This is a genomic window from Rhodococcus sp. O3 (assembly GCF_048897285.1).
GTDB lineage: Bacteria > Actinomycetota > Actinomycetes > Mycobacteriales > Mycobacteriaceae > Rhodococcus.
In genome coordinates this window covers 1-15,764 of the sequence record NZ_JBMBTE010000045.1, presented here as the reverse complement: position 1 = coordinate 15,764, position 15,764 = coordinate 1, and the positions used below count along the sequence as shown (strand labels likewise).

Sequence of the window (15,764 nt, the reverse complement as noted above, 5' to 3'; positions counted from 1 at the left end):
CTCTACGAGCAGAACAAGGTGGTAGCGCCGAGTGAGTACCGGTGACGGCAACAGCGAGAACGAGTATCCCTCGGCATCCGAGGAGAACTTCCGCGAACTCGCGAGCGACGAGGACGTACTGATCATCTGCCTCGACCTCGTCGCGTTGTATCTGGACCTGGCCTTCGACGATCCGGCCTCCGGTGAAGTCGAGAGGTGGACGCTGAGTTGTCTGCCGGCCACCGATCGAGGGCGACGGTTGTTCACGCTCAACATCGGGCCGATGGAAGTTCTCCACGTCGAGAACCCATTCATCGAGGACCGGGATATCGACGTGTGGTCTGTGTCGGTATATGTCTCCCGTGCGGCGCTCGAGAGCCGGACGGGAAAGACGTTCGACGAATTGACTTCGCAGTTTCCGAATCTGCGATTCCACCGCTCCCAGCTCGCATCGGCCGAGGGCGACGCCGTCGTCATCAGGATCAACCTGCTCGACGACGCCTCGAACGAACAGTTCGTGGCACTCATCGATGATGCAGAGCTGGTCAGGCGCCTCGCCGACAGGTTGGTCGCCAAGGGGAAGGGGTCGTACGGCCGCTACCACAATCGATGGTTTGCCGAGGCGGTCCTCGATCACTTGCGTGAGGCGTGGGACGAGGCACCCGAGTAGTCCCGTCGTTGTTTCGAATGCCGATGTGGCGCAGTGTGTTTCGAAATGATGGACCAGGATCGAACGGTAGGAAGTGCTATCACCTGAGGTGGCCGCCGTAGGAGCGGGGAACCCGCGGTGCAGGTTACGTTGTATGCGTTGCAGCCGATTTCGCTGCGAACGGGATGACGGCAGAAGCAGGTGATCGCGGATGAGTGCAGTGTCCAAGGGGTCGAAGACCGACCTTGTCGATCTCGGATACGAGGTCGTACTCGTCACCGGCGGTCCTGTGGGCGCGGTCGATCTCACCGCCGTGCTCCTCACCGCCGACGGACGGGTGCGATCGGACGAGGACTTCGTCTTCTTCAACAACCCGAAGGCTCCCGGCGTCCGACTCACGTCCGACACGTCCGCGTCTGTGGACCTGTCCGCTGTCCCCGACGACATCCACCGGGTGCTCGTCGCGGCGAGCACCGAAGCGCAGGGTCGGCGATTCGGCGACGTGCCCGGGCTCCGCGCGGAGATCCGGGGCGCTCGACAGACCATCGAATTCACCCCGCCCGGCCTGACCACCGAGACCGTTCTGCAGGTCGTCGCGTTCTATCGTCGTGGCACTGGATGGCGTCTCGACGCGGTCGGTCAGGGCTATCAGGACGGTCTGGCGGCATTCGCGACCGACCACGGCATCGTTGTCGACGAACCGGGATCTGCTCAGCCGCAAGCTGAGTCGGCAGTTGAGCCGGCTGCTGTGACCCCACCTCAGCCGGCAGCGCGCCCCATCTCGTTCGAGAAGGTTCAGGTCTCCCTCACGAAGGATTCCGCCGACAAGACCGCCCGGATCGACCTGCGTAAGTCCCAGGGCGATCCGAACTGGGTGCTCACCGTCGGCCTCGAATGGGACGGCCGTGGAGCCATCTACGACCGATCCGGGAACGTGAAGAAGTTCGGCGAGGGCGATCTCGACGTGTACTTCTACTGCCGCAACGAACACACCAACGAATACGTCGTGATCAGCGGCGACCGCGGCCACCGCGGCGATCTCGGAACGTGGCCGTACATCCATCACTACGGTGACAGCAAGGGGCCCGGGCGCGGCAAGAAGCCTGCCGTCGAACAGGTTCGGGTGCTCCCCGACGAGAACGGGGATCTGCTCGTCAACATCTATCAGAGCGTCGACAACGGCACCGGCGCGATCGACACGTTCGGCCGGCCGCGCGTCGCGATCCGATACGGCCGGGCCGGCAAGGACGGGCTGCCGGGTCCGGACGCCGACGAGATTCTCGTGTACGTCGGGAACGGGAAGAACGCCTACTGGGCGACCGTCGCGCACATCGACGTGCAGGATGGTGTGCTGACCGTCGACGGCGAAACCCGTTACAGCAGAATCGGAAGCGAGCGCATGCCCGGGCTCGATTCGAAGGGCACCTGGGTGCGGAGCCCGAAGGGTGGTCCTACGGGTCGGAGCAAGAAGCGCAACGGCGGCCGCGGTCTCGACCGTTACCAGGGGACGTGCCCACGATAGATTCGGACGCCCTGCGGGCGGCTGTCTTGAACCGGCCAGCACTTCTGGCCCCACGTCGGGTGGTGACGTGTGGCTTCGGCTGGACCCGGTCGTTCGTGTCGACCCGTGCGATCGGGTGCTCCGCCACCAGCTGCGGAGGCTGAAGGTGCTGGTGCCCTGCCGGTTTCGGGTTCGGCTCCGTGGCCGGAGACCCGCAGCGTCGATGCGCTGACGTCGGACTGCGGGAGGGTGCTGGGAGAAACGAGCCAAGAAAGAATCGACCTCGGGGACGTCGATAAAGCGCCGCGCTACCGCGCGTTCTGGGAGGCCGTATCGGATACAGATCCGGCTCCACCATCCTTGACATGATCTTCGTTGTCGGCAAGGTGCTCTGTGCAGGTATGCGGCGCACGAATTGGCCGAAGGCCGAGGCCATCACGCGCCCGCATCTTCACCTACATCCCGAAGACCGGCTACGTCGGCGTCGGTGAAGTAACCAGCGAAGCCCAGCCAGCCGACGAGGAAATTCTCACCGTCTACGGGAACGAACTGCCGTCCCGCAGCCTTGAGCTGAGCAGGCCCTACCGCCATGAGATCCACGACGAGAAGGACGGTGAGGACTACAGAGGATGGGTCTTACCGGTCCGGTGGATCACGACCACCTTCACCCTCGCCGACCTTCCCTACATCATTCCGGCAACGGCTGGATTCTCCACCTGATCCACCCTGATTTGAGCTGTGCTGTTTGACGATCCTCAAACAGCACACCCGCAACACCCCGGCGCCCGATTGGCGTCCCGCGGTATCCGGCCATGTGCAGTGCAGCGTGCCGGCCGCCTTCTGTCGACGCGGTCGTCGTCCTTGACGGTGGGGTCGCCGGCGACCGTGCTCTGTGTGCCGGTGAGGCATTGAGGTCCACCTTCGATGCGTTTGTCCACCCGCAACGAGCTCACCGGCACGGTCACGGAGGTCACCGTCGGCGCCGTGATGGCAACTGTGAAGGTCAAGCTCGACGGCGGTGAGCAGATCGTGACCGCCCCGATCACCAAGGAGGCCGTCGACGAACTCGGTCTCGCGGCCGGAGTCGCAGCGACGGTGTTGGTCAAGTCCACCGAGGTCATGCTCGGGGTCGAATAGTCCCGCCGGCGACCGGGTCGGGCGCACCCCGGGTGCCTGTAATCCGGTGCAACCACAGCCGATCTGGTTGAATGCGGCCGTGAAGCCCGCACCGAAAGCAGCGTCCGGGGTCGTGTTCGACTGCGACGGACTGCTGACCGAAATCCTCATCGGGTATGCCCGATGCTCCACCGTGGGCCGTGATCTGCGGGCGCAGCGCACATCCCTCACACGCCTCGGCCGGTAGGCAGGATCCTTACGGGCGGGGGCTCAGTGTCCGGCACGTGTCCCGTGGCGACCGTCGTGGGCGGTGACTTCGAGGGCGACGCGGGTGAGGGTCTCTTCGGCGGGGAGAGCGGCCTGGGCGGATGCCGTCAGGTCGTATCGGGAAAACAGCGACAGGGTACCGGGTGCCGGCGAGGGCGTACCGGACGACGGTTTCGTTCTTCTCGGCCACGAGGAGCATGCCCACCGTCGGTTGGTGTATGTCGTGGAGCCGCAGTCGATCCTCGACCAGAGCAACGTAGAAGCCGAGTTGCCCGGCATCACGCGGGTCGAACTTCGTTGTCTTGAGCTCGATGACCACGTAGCGCAACTGCTCGACGTGGAAGAACAGCAGGTCGACGTAGAAGTCGTCCCCGTCGACGTCGAAATGCACCTGGCGACCGACGAATGCGAATCCCCGACCCAACTCGCGCAGCGTGTCGATGATCCGCGCGACCAGACGCTCCTCGAGTTCCCGCTCGCTCGCGTCGCCGCCGATCGCAAGGAATTCCAGCGCGAACGGATCCTTGGTGAGCTGCTGCGCCAGCTCGAAGTCCCGCTGTTCGAGCGCGGAGCCGAAGTACGAGGGCGCAGCACCCTGACGGCCGTGGAGGCAGGTGGTGATCTGATGAGCGAGCACCGAGCGTGACCACCCGTGCTCGACGTCCCGGGCGGCGTACCACTCACGCAGGTCCTGGTCGTCGAGCTTGTCGAGAAGTTCGGCGATGTGACCCCACGGCAATTGTCCAACGGGTCGTTGGATGATTGCTTCTTCGTCGGGCCATGCCTCGGCGAAGCGTCGCATGTAGAACAGGTTCGCTCGCGAGAAGCCCTTCATGGTGGGGAACTCGGCGCGTAGGTCCGCGGCGAGACGGGACAGCACCTTGGTTCCCCAACGCTCGGTCTGCTGGCGATCCAAGATCGTGCGGCCGATCTGCCAGTAGAGGCCTATCAGCTCGGTGTTCACCTTCCGCTGCGCCTGATACCGCGCCTGGTGTACGCGGCGCTTGAGTTCCTCGAGCGTAGCGGCGTAGTCCGTGGGTTCGAGCTCTGCCATGCCTCGAGCATTGCACCCGCCTCCGACCAGTTCGTTCGAGGCTCCCCGAGCCGGTACACCGCCATGGCGGCCAGGGACTTGACCCACGTGAGCCAGGACGGACTTCGGTCCTGATCGGACATGGCTACTCGGAGATACCGACTGCTGCCGTGCGGACCGTGTACCGGGTCCGAGGCGATGGGCGTGCGGTGCGTGCATGGCGTGCACGCACCGAAGAGACATTGTGCGGCCGCGCTTGCAGATCCCGGCATGCGGACCGGGGTGGTCACAATCCGTCCAGCACGGCGAACAGGTCCCTCGAACGGGGTGTCGGCGCGCTGTTCGATCTCGTCGAAGACCTCGGTGAGGTCCTCGAGGGTCTTGTGGTCGCGGCGCGCATTCCGGAGTGCCGACTACCAGTCGACCAGCAGTCCTTCGTTCCCTGGATGCAATCCCCGAGGGTGGCGTGATGCCGCCCTGGTACACAGCCGCGACCGCTCTCGGAGTGCTGTGGTCGATCCTCGCGTGGGGCGAGCCGCGCGCATCGCTGGTGATCGTGGCGACGGCGCTGCTGGTGCTCAGCGTGGTGATGTCCGTTGTGCTGCTCGTGCCGATCAACAATCGTGTCGCCGCGTGGGCGGGTGGGGGAGCGCCGGACGACTGGCAGGACCAGGTCGGGCAGTGGGATCGCTACCACTACGCGCGGGTCGGCGTTCTCGTCGGCGCCTTCGTTCTGCTGGTGGTCGCGCTCGCGTGAGGTTCCGTGGGATTCCTGCACGGGCAAACACGAATCGACGCGGACGCCCTGCGGGCGGCTGGATTGAACCGATCGGAGACCCTACGGGTCGCTGAGTCTGCTCGGCCCCTTCCCCAACGCTGCCCGGTCGCCATACCCCGATAGACCGTCTCGGCCAGCACTTCTGGCCCCACGTCGGGTGGTGACGTGTGGCTTCGGCTGGACCCGGTCGTTCGTGTCGACCCGCGCGATCGGGTGCTCCGCCACCAGCTGCGGAGGCTGAAGGTACTGGTGCCCTGTCGGTTTCGGGTTCGGCTCCGTGGCCGGAGACCCGCAGCGTCGATGCGCTGACGTCGGACTACGGGAGGGTAGCGACGGGCACGGTCATGCCTCGGTTACCGGAACGGCCCTCGTGCACAACCGTGTAAGAGAAACGCCTGTGGCCCCTCGACCGGCGGGGTCGAAGGGCGGAAGTGTCAGGACGTCGACAGGGGATCGAGCGGAGTCGCTCGCCGGTGCGCGCCTCGATCGGGCGCGTGGATAGAATCCAGCCTACGGTGCATGACAGCTTCCTTCTGTCGTGTGCCCAGACCCCGGATCGGTGTTCCCGCACCGGCCGGGGTCGAACTGTTTTCAGATGATCTTGGGATGGTCCCACGCGAGGTGGGGGCGGTCAACTCGAACACGCGTTCGTGCGCGAAGTTTGGACGACTCCTGGCCTGCGAGTGTCGAGTTCGGGCTGGGGCCCAGTCGGAACGCGAATAGCTGGGGCGATGGCACGCCCTTCCGACTTCATCAAGCAACTCACGTCGACGACGATCTACCACCCCGACGGGACGACGGAGACACGGAAAGCTCCTGCCGTGTGGACACTCGCCCACCGTGGCTTCAGCGGATCCGGTCGCCTCGATGTGTGGGTCTTCCGCGCCAAGGGTGCCGCGCTGTATGCCGGCGCCGTCCTCGCGATGGAGCGAGAAGGACGACGATCAGGGGTGCGAACACGACGATGCCGATACCCACTGCCCGGCAGGCAAGGTCGAATAACTTGCTGCCCTGCAGGGATTCCGATGGAAGTGACGATGGCTGTCACATAGACGAGAAGTCCCACGAGCTCGCCGGAGTACCACGACCGCGTGGGATCGGGGGCGACCCGGTCTCTGCGATCATTTACGGTGTGCCCGTATCCGGGACCAGATCAGCTCCAGCACGATCGCCAATCCCAGCGTCGCCACCATTGCGGCAAACGTCTGCGGGGCGGTCCGCAAGGTCTGCACCACGAATACGACGAGCACGATTACGGTCAACGCGATTCCGGTGACGAGGATGCCGGTTGCCGCTGCAATCTCCCGCCGGAGCCGGAAGGCGCCGATCGACGTGACGAGGAAGATCGCGAGGGCCACCACACTGCCGAGGGAGGCGATCGCGCTCAGATCGACGGACAGGGCCAGAACCAGAATCAGTGCGGCTGAGATGGTCAGCCCTCGGGTGCCACCGACCCATGCTCGACGACCGAATACCGGTGGGAACATGCCGGATTCGGCCAGCTTTCTGGTGGATCCGGCAGCCGCAAAGAGGTTGGCGTTGACCGACGACGAGGTCGCCAGCAGTGCGGCGAGGGCCATGATCGCGAAGCCGGCGTCGCCGAGAGCGGGTTGGGCGGCCACGGCAAGGGCGGTCTCGCCATGCGCGATGACCTCGTCCACCGGCAGCGTCCCGAAGACTCCGACGGAAATCAGAATGTAGAGGGTCACGGTGATGCCCAGCGACAGGTACATCGCGCGGGGCAGGTTGCGGTGCGGGTCGGGAAGGTCCCCGCCGGTGAAGCTGACGACGGTGAATCCGAGGTAGGCGAAGAACGTCAGTGCCACACTCGACACGATGTCCACCGTCGGGGGATAGGTGGAGGGGGCGAGCAGGGCTGGTTCGAGGTCCGCGAGGGTAACCACGATGAAGACCGCGAAGACGGCCAGCAGCAGCACCACGATCGTGGTCTGGACTCGATCGATGAAGGTTGCGCCGGCGATGTTGACCGCGACCACGAGCACGATCACTGCGGCCGTGAGGACCTTGCCCCACACGACGGAGTCGTCGAAAAACAATGCGGCACCATAGCTGCCGAACGAGACGGCGACCATCGCGGTCACGATGAGAGCGGCGAAGTAGAGAAGCCAGGAGGCAATGGCGGTGGTGTGGCCTCGACCGTACGCCTGCAGCAGGAAAGTCACGATGCCACCGGAGGACGGATATCGCGCACCGAGCTTGGCTACCGCATAGCCCTGCAAGGTGGCCACAATTCCCGCCAGCAGGAACGACACCCACACAGCCGACCCGGCCACCGCCCCGGCCTCGCCGAGGAGCGCGAAAATCCCCGCCCCGACCATCGAGCCGACCCCCAGGAAGGCGGCACCGCGCACGGTCATCGACCGCACCGCCACCGAATCGTCTCTCCCTGCGCCGGCCGCCCCGTCGCCGCCGGGCACCTGAGAAGCCTTCTCGTCCATGCCGTCCATAGTTCCCCACGGCAGGACCGTCGGAATCGGGTTTGGCCACCGAAAGATCTGCATGGTGTCGACCGTGCTCACCCTGGCGCTTCCGGGGATGGGTCGTGCTCGATGCACGATCCCGGCGGATCCGTTCGGCGAGACCGTTGATCACCGACACCGAATCTTCGGATCCGCGAGACGAAACGCTCATTCGTCCCGAAGCCGGCAGCGGTCGTATTTACCCGAATTCGCTGCGGCGTCCGGCTGAGCAGGCGCAAGATTCGGTAGTTGCGGGCATACGGGAAATGCGGCGATGAGCGGCCTGGGGAGGACGACCGTGGTCGATGAAATCCATATCGCGGAACTCGAGCGGCGATGCCGATGCCGTGAACGGTGCGGCTGCGGTCTCGCTCGTCGAATGGCCCGATGGCGCCGAGGAACAGAGCACCTACACCGACACCGCAGGTCCACCACAGGGGCGCTCGATCGCGCCGTGACGAGGAAGGCACTGGGATGACATGCAACCTCGGGGCTCACAGCGCCCGGCACCGGATCTCCCACAGGTGGATCTCATGAGTGCCCCGGACATCCCGGCCGACCGGCCGCCCACCGAGTCGAAGGCACGGACCCGCGTTCCGGCCGGGTCCTGGATCTCGTGGCTGGCTCTGGCGTTGATGACCACCAGTTCCGTTGCCAGTCTGCGGCCGTCGCCGACGATGGCCGTCTACGGTCTCGCCTGCGTCTTCTTGTACGTGGTGCCCGCGATCGTGTTCCTGCTCCCGACATCGCTGGTATCGGCCGAATTGGCGTCCGGATGGGAGGGCGGAGTCTACAACTGGGTCGCTCTCGGGATCTCCAAGCCGATGGGCTTTCTGGCGGTGTGGTGCCAGTTCGCGATGACGATCTTCTATTACCCGAGTCTGCTCGGATACGTGGCCAGCACCCTCGCGTACGTCATCAATCCGGCTTTGGCCAGTAGCGGCGTGTGGACCGCCCTGGTCATCATGATCTGCTACTGGTCCGGGGTCTACATCTCCTCCCGCGGCACCAAGGGCGTTGCGGGCCTGGCCAGCGGCGGACTGATCATCGGCACCCTGATCCCGGGGGTGCTGCTGGTGATCCTGGGCGCCGTCTTCCTCGGGCAGGGGAACCCCTCGGCTGCTCCGATGACGGCCGATCATCTGCTGCCGGCCTGGGCCGGACTGGCCAGCCTGGTGTTGATCGTCAACAACTTCCTGTCCTACTCCGGGATGGAGATGAACGCCGTTCACGTCTCCTCGTTGCGCAACCCCGCCAAGGAATTTCCGAAGGCGATGTTCTTCGCGATGGGGCTGGTGCTGTTGATCTTCATCCTGCCCGCACTGGCCATCAGCTGGGTGGTGCCCGCCGAACAGCTGTCCCTGACCGCCGGTGTGATGCAGGCATTCGACGCCGTGTTCGCACAATTCGGCTGGCAATGGCTGACCCCGGTGATCGGAATCATGCTGGTGGCCGCCTCTCTCGGCGGCATGCTGACGTGGTTGGCGGGCCCCTCGAAGGGCCTGCTGCTGATCTCTCGGCAGGAAGGCTACCTGCCGCCGTTCCTGCAGCGGGTGAACAAGCACGGAGTGCAACAGAACATCCTCGTCACGCAAGGTCTGGTCACCACGGTGATCGCCCTCTTGTACGCGTTCATCCCGGACGTGTCGAGCACCTACTGGATCTTCTCGGTGATCACCACCCAGGTGTATCTGATCATGTACCTGCTGATGTTCGTCGCCGCGGTCCGGCTGCGCCGCAAGTTTCCCGACCACCCCCGCGGCTACCGGGCTCCGATGCTCGTCGGGCTCTGCGGCGTCGGCTTCGCCGCCTCGCTCGCTGCTCTGCTCATCGGCTTCATCCCGCCCTCGCAGTTCAGTTCCGGCAACGCCGGGGTCTACTTCCTGATCGTCGCCGCCGGCGCGCTCGGCCTCGGCCTGCTGGTGCCCTACCTGTTCTACAAATCCCGCAAGCCTTCGTGGAAACAACCCGAGGAGAGCTCGTCATGACCACCGCGGAGGAAACATGGAATCGCCGTGACCGCATGATCATCTACGGGGTCGTCGCATTTGTCATCGTCATCCTCACCGTCATTGCCCTGCTCCTGTTTCCCTATGTCTCGTCGAGCCGAGAAGCCGAGGCCAAGGCCGACCAGCTCATCGCCGCCCTGGACCAGGCCGGCGCCCGCACCCCCTCGCGCGACCAGATCGTCAGGGTGCTCGGCGAAGACGGCGGGGCCGTCTGCGCCAATCCCGATGCTCCGTTGACCCGCGCCACCTTGCTGTCCCAGATGGTCAACGGAGCAGGCGGACCGGGCACCCGACCGGTCATCGTGGACGATCGGGTCGTTCAAGGAGAACTGCTGATCATCGAGATCTACTGCCCCGAAAAACTACCCGAGTTCCAGCAGTTCGTGGACGACCTCGAGACCAGCGATGTGGCAGGGGAGTAACCGATGGATCTGACCGAGCGCATCAGCGATCTGATGCCGCAGGTGAAGGAAGAACTGACCGAACTCGTCGCGATGCAATCGGTGGCCGATCCCCGCCGATATCCTCCCGAAGAATGTCACCGTGCGGCGGAATGGGTACGGCAGAAATTCGACCGACAAGGCTTCGCAGATGCCCGCCTGGAAGAAACCGCCGACGGAAGTCACGCCGTGGTCGGGACGAGGCGATGCTCGAACCCGCAGGCCCCGACCGTGCTGCTCTACGCCCACTACGATGTCCAACCCCCGCTCGACGACACCGCTTGGGACACACCACCGTTCCAGCTCACCGAGAAGAACGGGCGCTGGTACGGACGCGGAACCGCCGACTGCAAAGGCAACATCCTCGTTCACCTGACCGCGCTGCGAGCTCTCGGCGGTGAACTCCCCGTGCACCTCAAACTCGTGGTCGAGGGGTCGGAGGAGCAAGGCACCGGCGGCCTGGAAGCGTTCGTCCAGGACAACGCAGATCTCCTGCGCGCTGACGCGATCCTCGTGTGCGACACCGGCAATGCCGACGTGGGAAGACCCGCCGCCACCGTCAGCCTGCGCGGAATGGTCAACGTCGTCGTCACCGTCGAAGCGCTCACCTCCGAGCTGCACTCCGGCATGTTCGGTGGGGCCGCCCCGGACGCCCTTGCCGCTCTGGTCGCCATGCTGGCAACCCTGCGAGATGCCAAGGGCAACACCACTATCCACGGTCTGGACAACAACCAGACCTGGGCCGGCGAGCGCTACCCACCGGAACAGTTCCGCACCGACGCCGGCATGCTCGACACCGAATCCGTGCTCGGCGACGGCACCGTCTCCGACATGCTCTGGGCGCGTCCGGCCCTGACCATCCTCGGCATCGACTGCCCGCCGGTGGTCGGCTCGGCGGCGGCGATCGCGCCGCGGGCCCGCGCCCGCCTGAACCTGCGGATACCCCCCGGACTCGAAGCCCCACAGGCACAGAAGGCCCTCATCGACCATTTGCGTGCCGCCGCCCCGTGGGGAGTCGCCGTCGAGATCGAGGTGGAAGCCTCCGGATCGCCGTTCCGGGCCCGCACCGACGGACCCGCCTATCAGGCCCTCGCGGCAGCCATGCAGCAGGCCTACGGTCGGCCCATGGTCATGCTGGGACAAGGCGGATCCATCCCGTTGTGCAACGTCCTCGCCGACACATACCCCGACGCCGAGATCATCTTGATGGGCGTCGAAGAACCACGGGCCCTGATCCATGCCCCCAACGAAAGCGTCGATCCCGCCGAGATCGCGGCGATGTCGGCGGTCGAAGCCCAATTCCTGCAGAACTACGCGAGCATCCATCCGTGAGACGAAGGAAAGGGAACGATCAGGTTTCGAGGTATCGCTGGTCCAGCACGGTGCGTAGAAGGAACCGCAGGGGCAGCGGTACTTCTCGTCGTCGTGTCCGAGTGCTCGTTGTGAGCAGGTGCGGCGCGACGATTCTGCTACCGCCAATGAGCCGAAGTTCCTGCGATAGAGGCATGATTCGGCGCACACTTGCCTCGTCGCGTCCGTTGGCAAAGGGAGACGAACTGTGTCACAGCATGCGCGTACCGATCAGGAAAGCATGTCCGTCAAACAGGGGATCGCCGCGGGAACCTCGGTCGGGGCCGCAGTCATCATGGTTACGATCGGTGTCCTGCAGTTCTTCCAGGGACTTGCCGCGGTGGCCGAGGACGAACTGCTCGTCCAGGGCCAGGAGTACACGTTCAAGTTCGACTTCACAACGTGGGGATGGATCCACATCGTCCTCGGTGTGGTCATGGTGGTCGTGGGCATCGCCTTGATCACCGGCGTCACCTGGGCGCGGGTGGCGGCGATCGTCATCGCGGCGTTGTCGATCCTGGCGAACTTCATGTGGCTGCCGTACTACCCGGGGTGGGCGATGGCGATCATCGCGCTCGACGTGGTGGTGATCTGGGCGATCTCGACCTGGCAGCCGCGCGCCGACTACCGCTGAGTCGAAGACTCCACCCGGTAACCCGCTTGTCCGATGCGCACTACCGGGAATCGGGACCGGGGCAGTTGTTGCTCCACGCCGATACGCTCGACGGCCTCGAACGACTCCTCGACGAGGTTCCGGTCGCCCCCGGCAGCGGCCACCCCCGCACCGCACATCATGCGTCAAGGTCCGTACGTTGTCTTCCTCCCACCCCCCGCCGGCCGACCGACGGTATTGCTCGTCACCCGGGGCACGTCCGGCGCTCCCGCCGACCGCACTTGCCGGCATCGTCGCCGGCTCCGGCAGAAAGTCCGGGGACCGGTGTGTCCTCGTCTGTCGCATGCCGGACGGCCGTGCCGCCGACCGGCTGTCAGCGCAGCGAAACAGCAGATGCGTGCCCGGGCGGTGCGGGGACCGGTGAATTCCGAGGGGATGCAGGAGGGGTGCGGGACTGCCGCGCTCCTCCCGAACCGGAACTCGTCGTTGCCAGGGGGTGCCGGTGACTTTCCCGGCCACCGGCGGTCGGCGTCGGTCGACCGTCAGCGTCCCTGCGCGACCGTCGGCGGCGCGGGGTCGGCGCTCGACCGGATGGCCGAACCGCCGGAGCCTGCATGCAATTGCGCGCGAGCGTGACGCTCGACGAACAGCGGGACGAAGTCTCGGATTCTGCAGTCGATGTACCGGGCATGGATCTCGGCGACGAGGGCCTCGATGTGCTCGGACGGGATTCCGGGGAACTGACTACGCAGGTTGTCGAGCACACGGACGATGGCCTGGTCCTCGGTGGTACCGTCCATCGGTCCAGTCTGTCACCACGGGGTTGTGGTGCACACGGTTTCGTTCACCGTGACCGCCCGGGCGATGCCCGGGCGGTCACGGTGAACCGGGCCCGCGGATCGGGACTTCCTTGGTATCGAGACGGCCCACGCCGCCCGTCCGTAATGGATCGACATGCCAGTCCAAGGTGTCTCGCAAGTTGATTCTGAATCTGCCGTGTCAAAACATCAGTACGAGAACAACCTTCGGAACCATCCGGTCGCGGGCGCGCATCGTGAGCCTCAGCGGCGCAACGCCGCGGCGGAGATCGGTAAGCCCGCCGCGGCGAGGCGGTCGCATACGTCGGCCGGCGTGCCGGGCGGGTTACGCCACGCTGCGGCAGTAGCGCTGATCGCCTGGTGCACCCGCGCCCCGTCGAGCGTGAACAGGTCCATGACGAACTCGTCCGGGTGCAGGGCCTCGATGCCGAACTGGGCAAGTTCGGTATCGGGGAAGTCGCGCAGGTTCGCGGTGACGATCACCTGCGCTCCGCAGCGGATCGCCGCGGCGAGTACATGCCGATCGTCCTCGTCTGGCAGCCTCAGGGCCGGGATGAGTGCTTCGTACCCGGTGACCCGGCAGTCCGGGACGGCTCGGTTCATCAGCTCCCGCAGCCTGGCCAGGGTTTCGGTGGGGATGTCCGGTCGGTCGGCGGCGAGATTGCGGAACGTCTCGTCGAGAATCCGGTCGGTCCACCGGGCGTGCACCAGCCCGGTCTGGGCCATGCGAATCAGCACGTCGCGAAGCACGTTCGGGTACAGCACGTTCGCGTCGTAGAGGACGGTGAAGGTCACGTCAGTAGAGTCCGAGGTCTTCGGACAGGGCAGCGAGATCGTCCGCGGCCCGCCGCGCATCGCCCTGCTGGGTGCGTCGGTACTCGAGGAGCGAGGATGCCAGGATCCGGCGATGCCGGCCCACCAGCCGGTACCGGATGAGGCCCTGGTCGAGGAGTTTGATCACGTGCGGGCGCGACACATTGAGCAGCTCGGCGGCCTGCTGGGTGGTGAGCTCTGCATGCGCAGGGACCACGGTCACGCCCTGGCCGGCTGCCATGTTCGCCAAGACGTCTTTGATCAACTCCAGGGCGGAACTCGGCAGGTGCACGGACTCCGACGTGCCGGCGACGGTGACATCGAACGTGTCGGCACTCGGTTTCACGTCCCGAAGAGCGTTCAGCGCCTGCCGTGCCTGTTCCTGCTCCACGGCACTCGGATGTTCGATCGCGGACATACCCCACCTCCTCCAAGCGAAATATACGCAGCAAACGAAACAAACGCAAAAGTGGGCGGTGTTCGAGTCGCAAGCCCGCCGTGGTGGAAATCTGCCCGGCCCGCTGTGCTCGGGTTCGGGTTCGGTTTCGTGGGTGTGCTGTTTGACGATCGCCAAGCAGCACACCGATCGACCGGGGATCGGGTTCTTCCAGAAACAACATGGAGGCGGTGACGAGCGCCCGGAACGGCCATGCGGCGCTGGCCGCTTCCGAGGAGCCTGTCGACCATCTCGGTCACCGCTACGCTCACGGCATTGTCGGAGAGGAGGCAGCGTGACTCTGAGATTCACACACATGGTGGGCGGGGCTTGTGTGCTTGCAGCGGTCGTAGCAGCGCTCACTCTCGTCGTCGACGACACGGACAACTACCCGATCGAGGAGCAGCAAACCGCCATGTCCACGTACGACAACGTGCCTTCCGACTACGACCCCTCGGTCGAAGAACCTGTGATCGAGGATGGAAAGCCGGAACGCTACGAGGACTTTGCGAGGGATGCCGACCTGGGCAGACATCCCGATGACCGACCTGTGCCCGGCGGAGGAAGTATCACCGTCACCATGGGACAGACGGTGGGGACGGTGCGGGAATGGCACGGCGAGCTGGGGTGGGGAGTGTTGGACTCTCCTGACACCCCGGGCGGGTGCTGGGTGTACTGGAGCACCATCGAGGGAACCGGGTTCCGTGCCTTGAGCGTAGGGGCGACGGTCGAGTTCGGCTGGGAACTTGCGCAGCAGGACGGATATTCGTTCCGGGCCACCCGCGTCTACCCGCGGGATGAGTGACCGGCGATGACCCCAGGCTACGAGTACCAGCAGCTCGCGTGGCAGGTGGACGATGTCCTCGGCGATGTATCTGCCGGTGACTGGGTCACCGCCGCGCTGACCCGCTTCGATTCCACCGTCGGATCGTTGGTGCCGCCGATCTACTCGGCCTACACGCGGATCCTGCATCCGGCGATGCGCGTCGAGCACGACTCCGGGGAACAGGTCCCGGTGCGGTGGGCCGAGGTCGCGGCCGCGACCGCCGGGGTGGTCCATCCGACCGTCGAGTGGTTCTCCCTGCTGCACGCCGGGACCAGCCGCGGTGCCGGGGACGGTGCGGGCATCGTGTGGGACGAGGCACCCGAGATTGGGGACATGCCCGAAGACCAGGTCGCAGTGCTGGCCGCGGTGCTCACCGGGCACACCGGCACCCCGGACGACTGCTGGTTCGGGTTCTGGGACGGTCGCGGCGCCGGACAGCGTCTGGGACTGCCGAGATTCGGGCCGCGGGTGAGCATCCCCGGGCGCGAGAACTATCTGGTCCACGGCACCGTGCGTGACGCGGTGCGCGCCCTGGATTCGTGGCGTCCGAACCTGTCGTGGCCGCGGGACCGGGCGTGGTTCGTCGCCACCGACATCGATCTGATGTCGACCTACATCGGCTCGTCGGTCGAGTGTGCCGGAGCGCTGCGTGCGCA

Annotated in this window: 17 protein-coding genes; 12 read left to right on the top strand and 5 right to left on the bottom strand. The window is 65.5% G+C overall.

The genetic code is table 11. The annotated features are described in order from the left end of the window. The first annotated feature begins 31 nt into the window (after window positions 1–31). The 4 genes from ACN675_RS14665 (at window position 32) to ACN675_RS14650 (ending at window position 3,266) form a co-directional block, all read left to right on the top strand. Window positions 32–649, top strand: a complete 618-nt coding sequence (locus ACN675_RS14665; RefSeq protein ID WP_420751536.1) for a hypothetical protein — start codon at window positions 32–34, stop codon at window positions 647–649. Window positions 650–839: 190 nt separating this feature from the next. After that, entirely contained in the window at window positions 840–2,150 is a 1,311-nt protein-coding gene (locus ACN675_RS14660; RefSeq protein WP_420751535.1) for a TerD family protein, read from the top strand. Between the two features lie 372 nt (window positions 2,151–2,522). Further along, the gene (locus tag ACN675_RS14655; RefSeq protein WP_420751534.1) at window positions 2,523–2,849 is read left to right on the top strand and encodes a hypothetical protein; all 327 of its coding nucleotides are present in this window, start codon (window positions 2,523–2,525) and stop codon (window positions 2,847–2,849) included. A gap of 204 nt (window positions 2,850–3,053) precedes the next feature. Continuing rightward, a complete protein-coding gene (locus ACN675_RS14650; protein ID WP_420751533.1) occupies window positions 3,054–3,266 on the top strand; it encodes a TOBE domain-containing protein in 213 nt (70 codons plus the stop codon). A 235-nt stretch (window positions 3,267–3,501) separates the two neighbouring features. Here ACN675_RS14650 and ACN675_RS14645 read toward each other — a convergent pair whose 3' ends face one another. Continuing rightward, window positions 3,502–4,566, bottom strand: a complete 1,065-nt coding sequence (locus tag ACN675_RS14645) for a PDDEXK nuclease domain-containing protein (RefSeq protein WP_420751532.1) — start codon at window positions 4,564–4,566, stop codon at window positions 3,502–3,504. Between the two features lie 448 nt (window positions 4,567–5,014). Here ACN675_RS14645 and ACN675_RS14640 point away from each other — a divergent pair, with 448 nt between their 5' ends. Continuing rightward, window positions 5,015–5,302, top strand: coding sequence for an anthrone oxygenase family protein (locus tag ACN675_RS14640; RefSeq protein ID WP_420751531.1), 288 nt, complete (start codon window positions 5,015–5,017; stop codon window positions 5,300–5,302). A gap of 1,142 nt (window positions 5,303–6,444) precedes the next feature. On the opposite strand, the gene ACN675_RS14635 is transcribed toward ACN675_RS14640, so the two are convergent. After that, window positions 6,445–7,782 carry an APC family permease gene (locus ACN675_RS14635; RefSeq protein ID WP_420751530.1) on the bottom strand — a complete coding sequence of 446 codons (1,338 nt, stop codon included), beginning with the start codon at window positions 7,780–7,782 and terminating at the stop codon, window positions 6,445–6,447. Between the two features lie 326 nt (window positions 7,783–8,108). Here ACN675_RS14635 and ACN675_RS14630 point away from each other — a divergent pair, with 326 nt between their 5' ends. From ACN675_RS14630 to ACN675_RS14610, 5 genes are all read left to right on the top strand, one after another. Continuing rightward, the gene (locus ACN675_RS14630) at window positions 8,109–8,261 is read left to right on the top strand and encodes a hypothetical protein (protein ID WP_420751529.1); all 153 of its coding nucleotides are present in this window, start codon (window positions 8,109–8,111) and stop codon (window positions 8,259–8,261) included. 75 nt (window positions 8,262–8,336) lie between these two features. Then, window positions 8,337–9,791 carry an APC family permease gene (locus ACN675_RS14625; RefSeq protein ID WP_248673804.1) on the top strand — a complete coding sequence of 485 codons (1,455 nt, stop codon included), beginning with the start codon at window positions 8,337–8,339 and terminating at the stop codon, window positions 9,789–9,791. Beyond that, entirely contained in the window at window positions 9,788–10,234 is a 447-nt protein-coding gene (locus ACN675_RS14620) for a hypothetical protein (protein WP_248673803.1), read from the top strand. The genes ACN675_RS14625 and ACN675_RS14620 overlap by 4 nt, the downstream gene beginning before the upstream one ends. A gap of 3 nt (window positions 10,235–10,237) precedes the next feature. Further along, on the top strand, window positions 10,238–11,584 hold the full coding sequence (locus ACN675_RS14615) for a dipeptidase (protein ID WP_420751528.1): 1,347 nt from the start codon (window positions 10,238–10,240) through the stop codon (window positions 11,582–11,584). Between the two features lie 259 nt (window positions 11,585–11,843). After that, window positions 11,844–12,236 carry a DUF7144 family membrane protein gene (locus tag ACN675_RS14610; RefSeq protein ID WP_420751527.1) on the top strand — a complete coding sequence of 131 codons (393 nt, stop codon included), beginning with the start codon at window positions 11,844–11,846 and terminating at the stop codon, window positions 12,234–12,236. Window positions 12,237–12,757: 521 nt separating this feature from the next. On the opposite strand, the gene ACN675_RS14605 is transcribed toward ACN675_RS14610, so the two are convergent. The 3 genes from ACN675_RS14605 to ACN675_RS14595 form a co-directional block, all read right to left on the bottom strand. Then, complete coding sequence (locus ACN675_RS14605) at window positions 12,758–13,015, bottom strand: three-helix bundle dimerization domain-containing protein (RefSeq protein WP_420751526.1); 258 nt, start codon at window positions 13,013–13,015, stop codon at window positions 12,758–12,760. A gap of 261 nt (window positions 13,016–13,276) precedes the next feature. Next, window positions 13,277–13,828, bottom strand: a complete 552-nt coding sequence (locus tag ACN675_RS14600; protein WP_420751525.1) for a PIN domain-containing protein — start codon at window positions 13,826–13,828, stop codon at window positions 13,277–13,279. Between the two features lies 1 nt (window position 13,829). After that, window positions 13,830–14,264, bottom strand: a complete 435-nt coding sequence (locus ACN675_RS14595; protein ID WP_420751524.1) for a helix-turn-helix domain-containing protein — start codon at window positions 14,262–14,264, stop codon at window positions 13,830–13,832. Between the two features lie 313 nt (window positions 14,265–14,577). On the opposite strand from ACN675_RS14595, the gene ACN675_RS14590 reads away from it, so the two are divergent. Together ACN675_RS14590 and ACN675_RS14585 are read left to right on the top strand one after the other, a co-directional pair. Further along, a complete protein-coding gene (locus ACN675_RS14590; RefSeq protein WP_420751523.1) occupies window positions 14,578–15,087 on the top strand; it encodes a hypothetical protein in 510 nt (169 codons plus the stop codon). A 6-nt stretch (window positions 15,088–15,093) separates the two neighbouring features. Continuing rightward, a partial coding sequence (locus tag ACN675_RS14585; RefSeq protein WP_420751522.1) for a hypothetical protein occupies window positions 15,094–15,764 on the top strand: 671 nt, incomplete at its 3' end.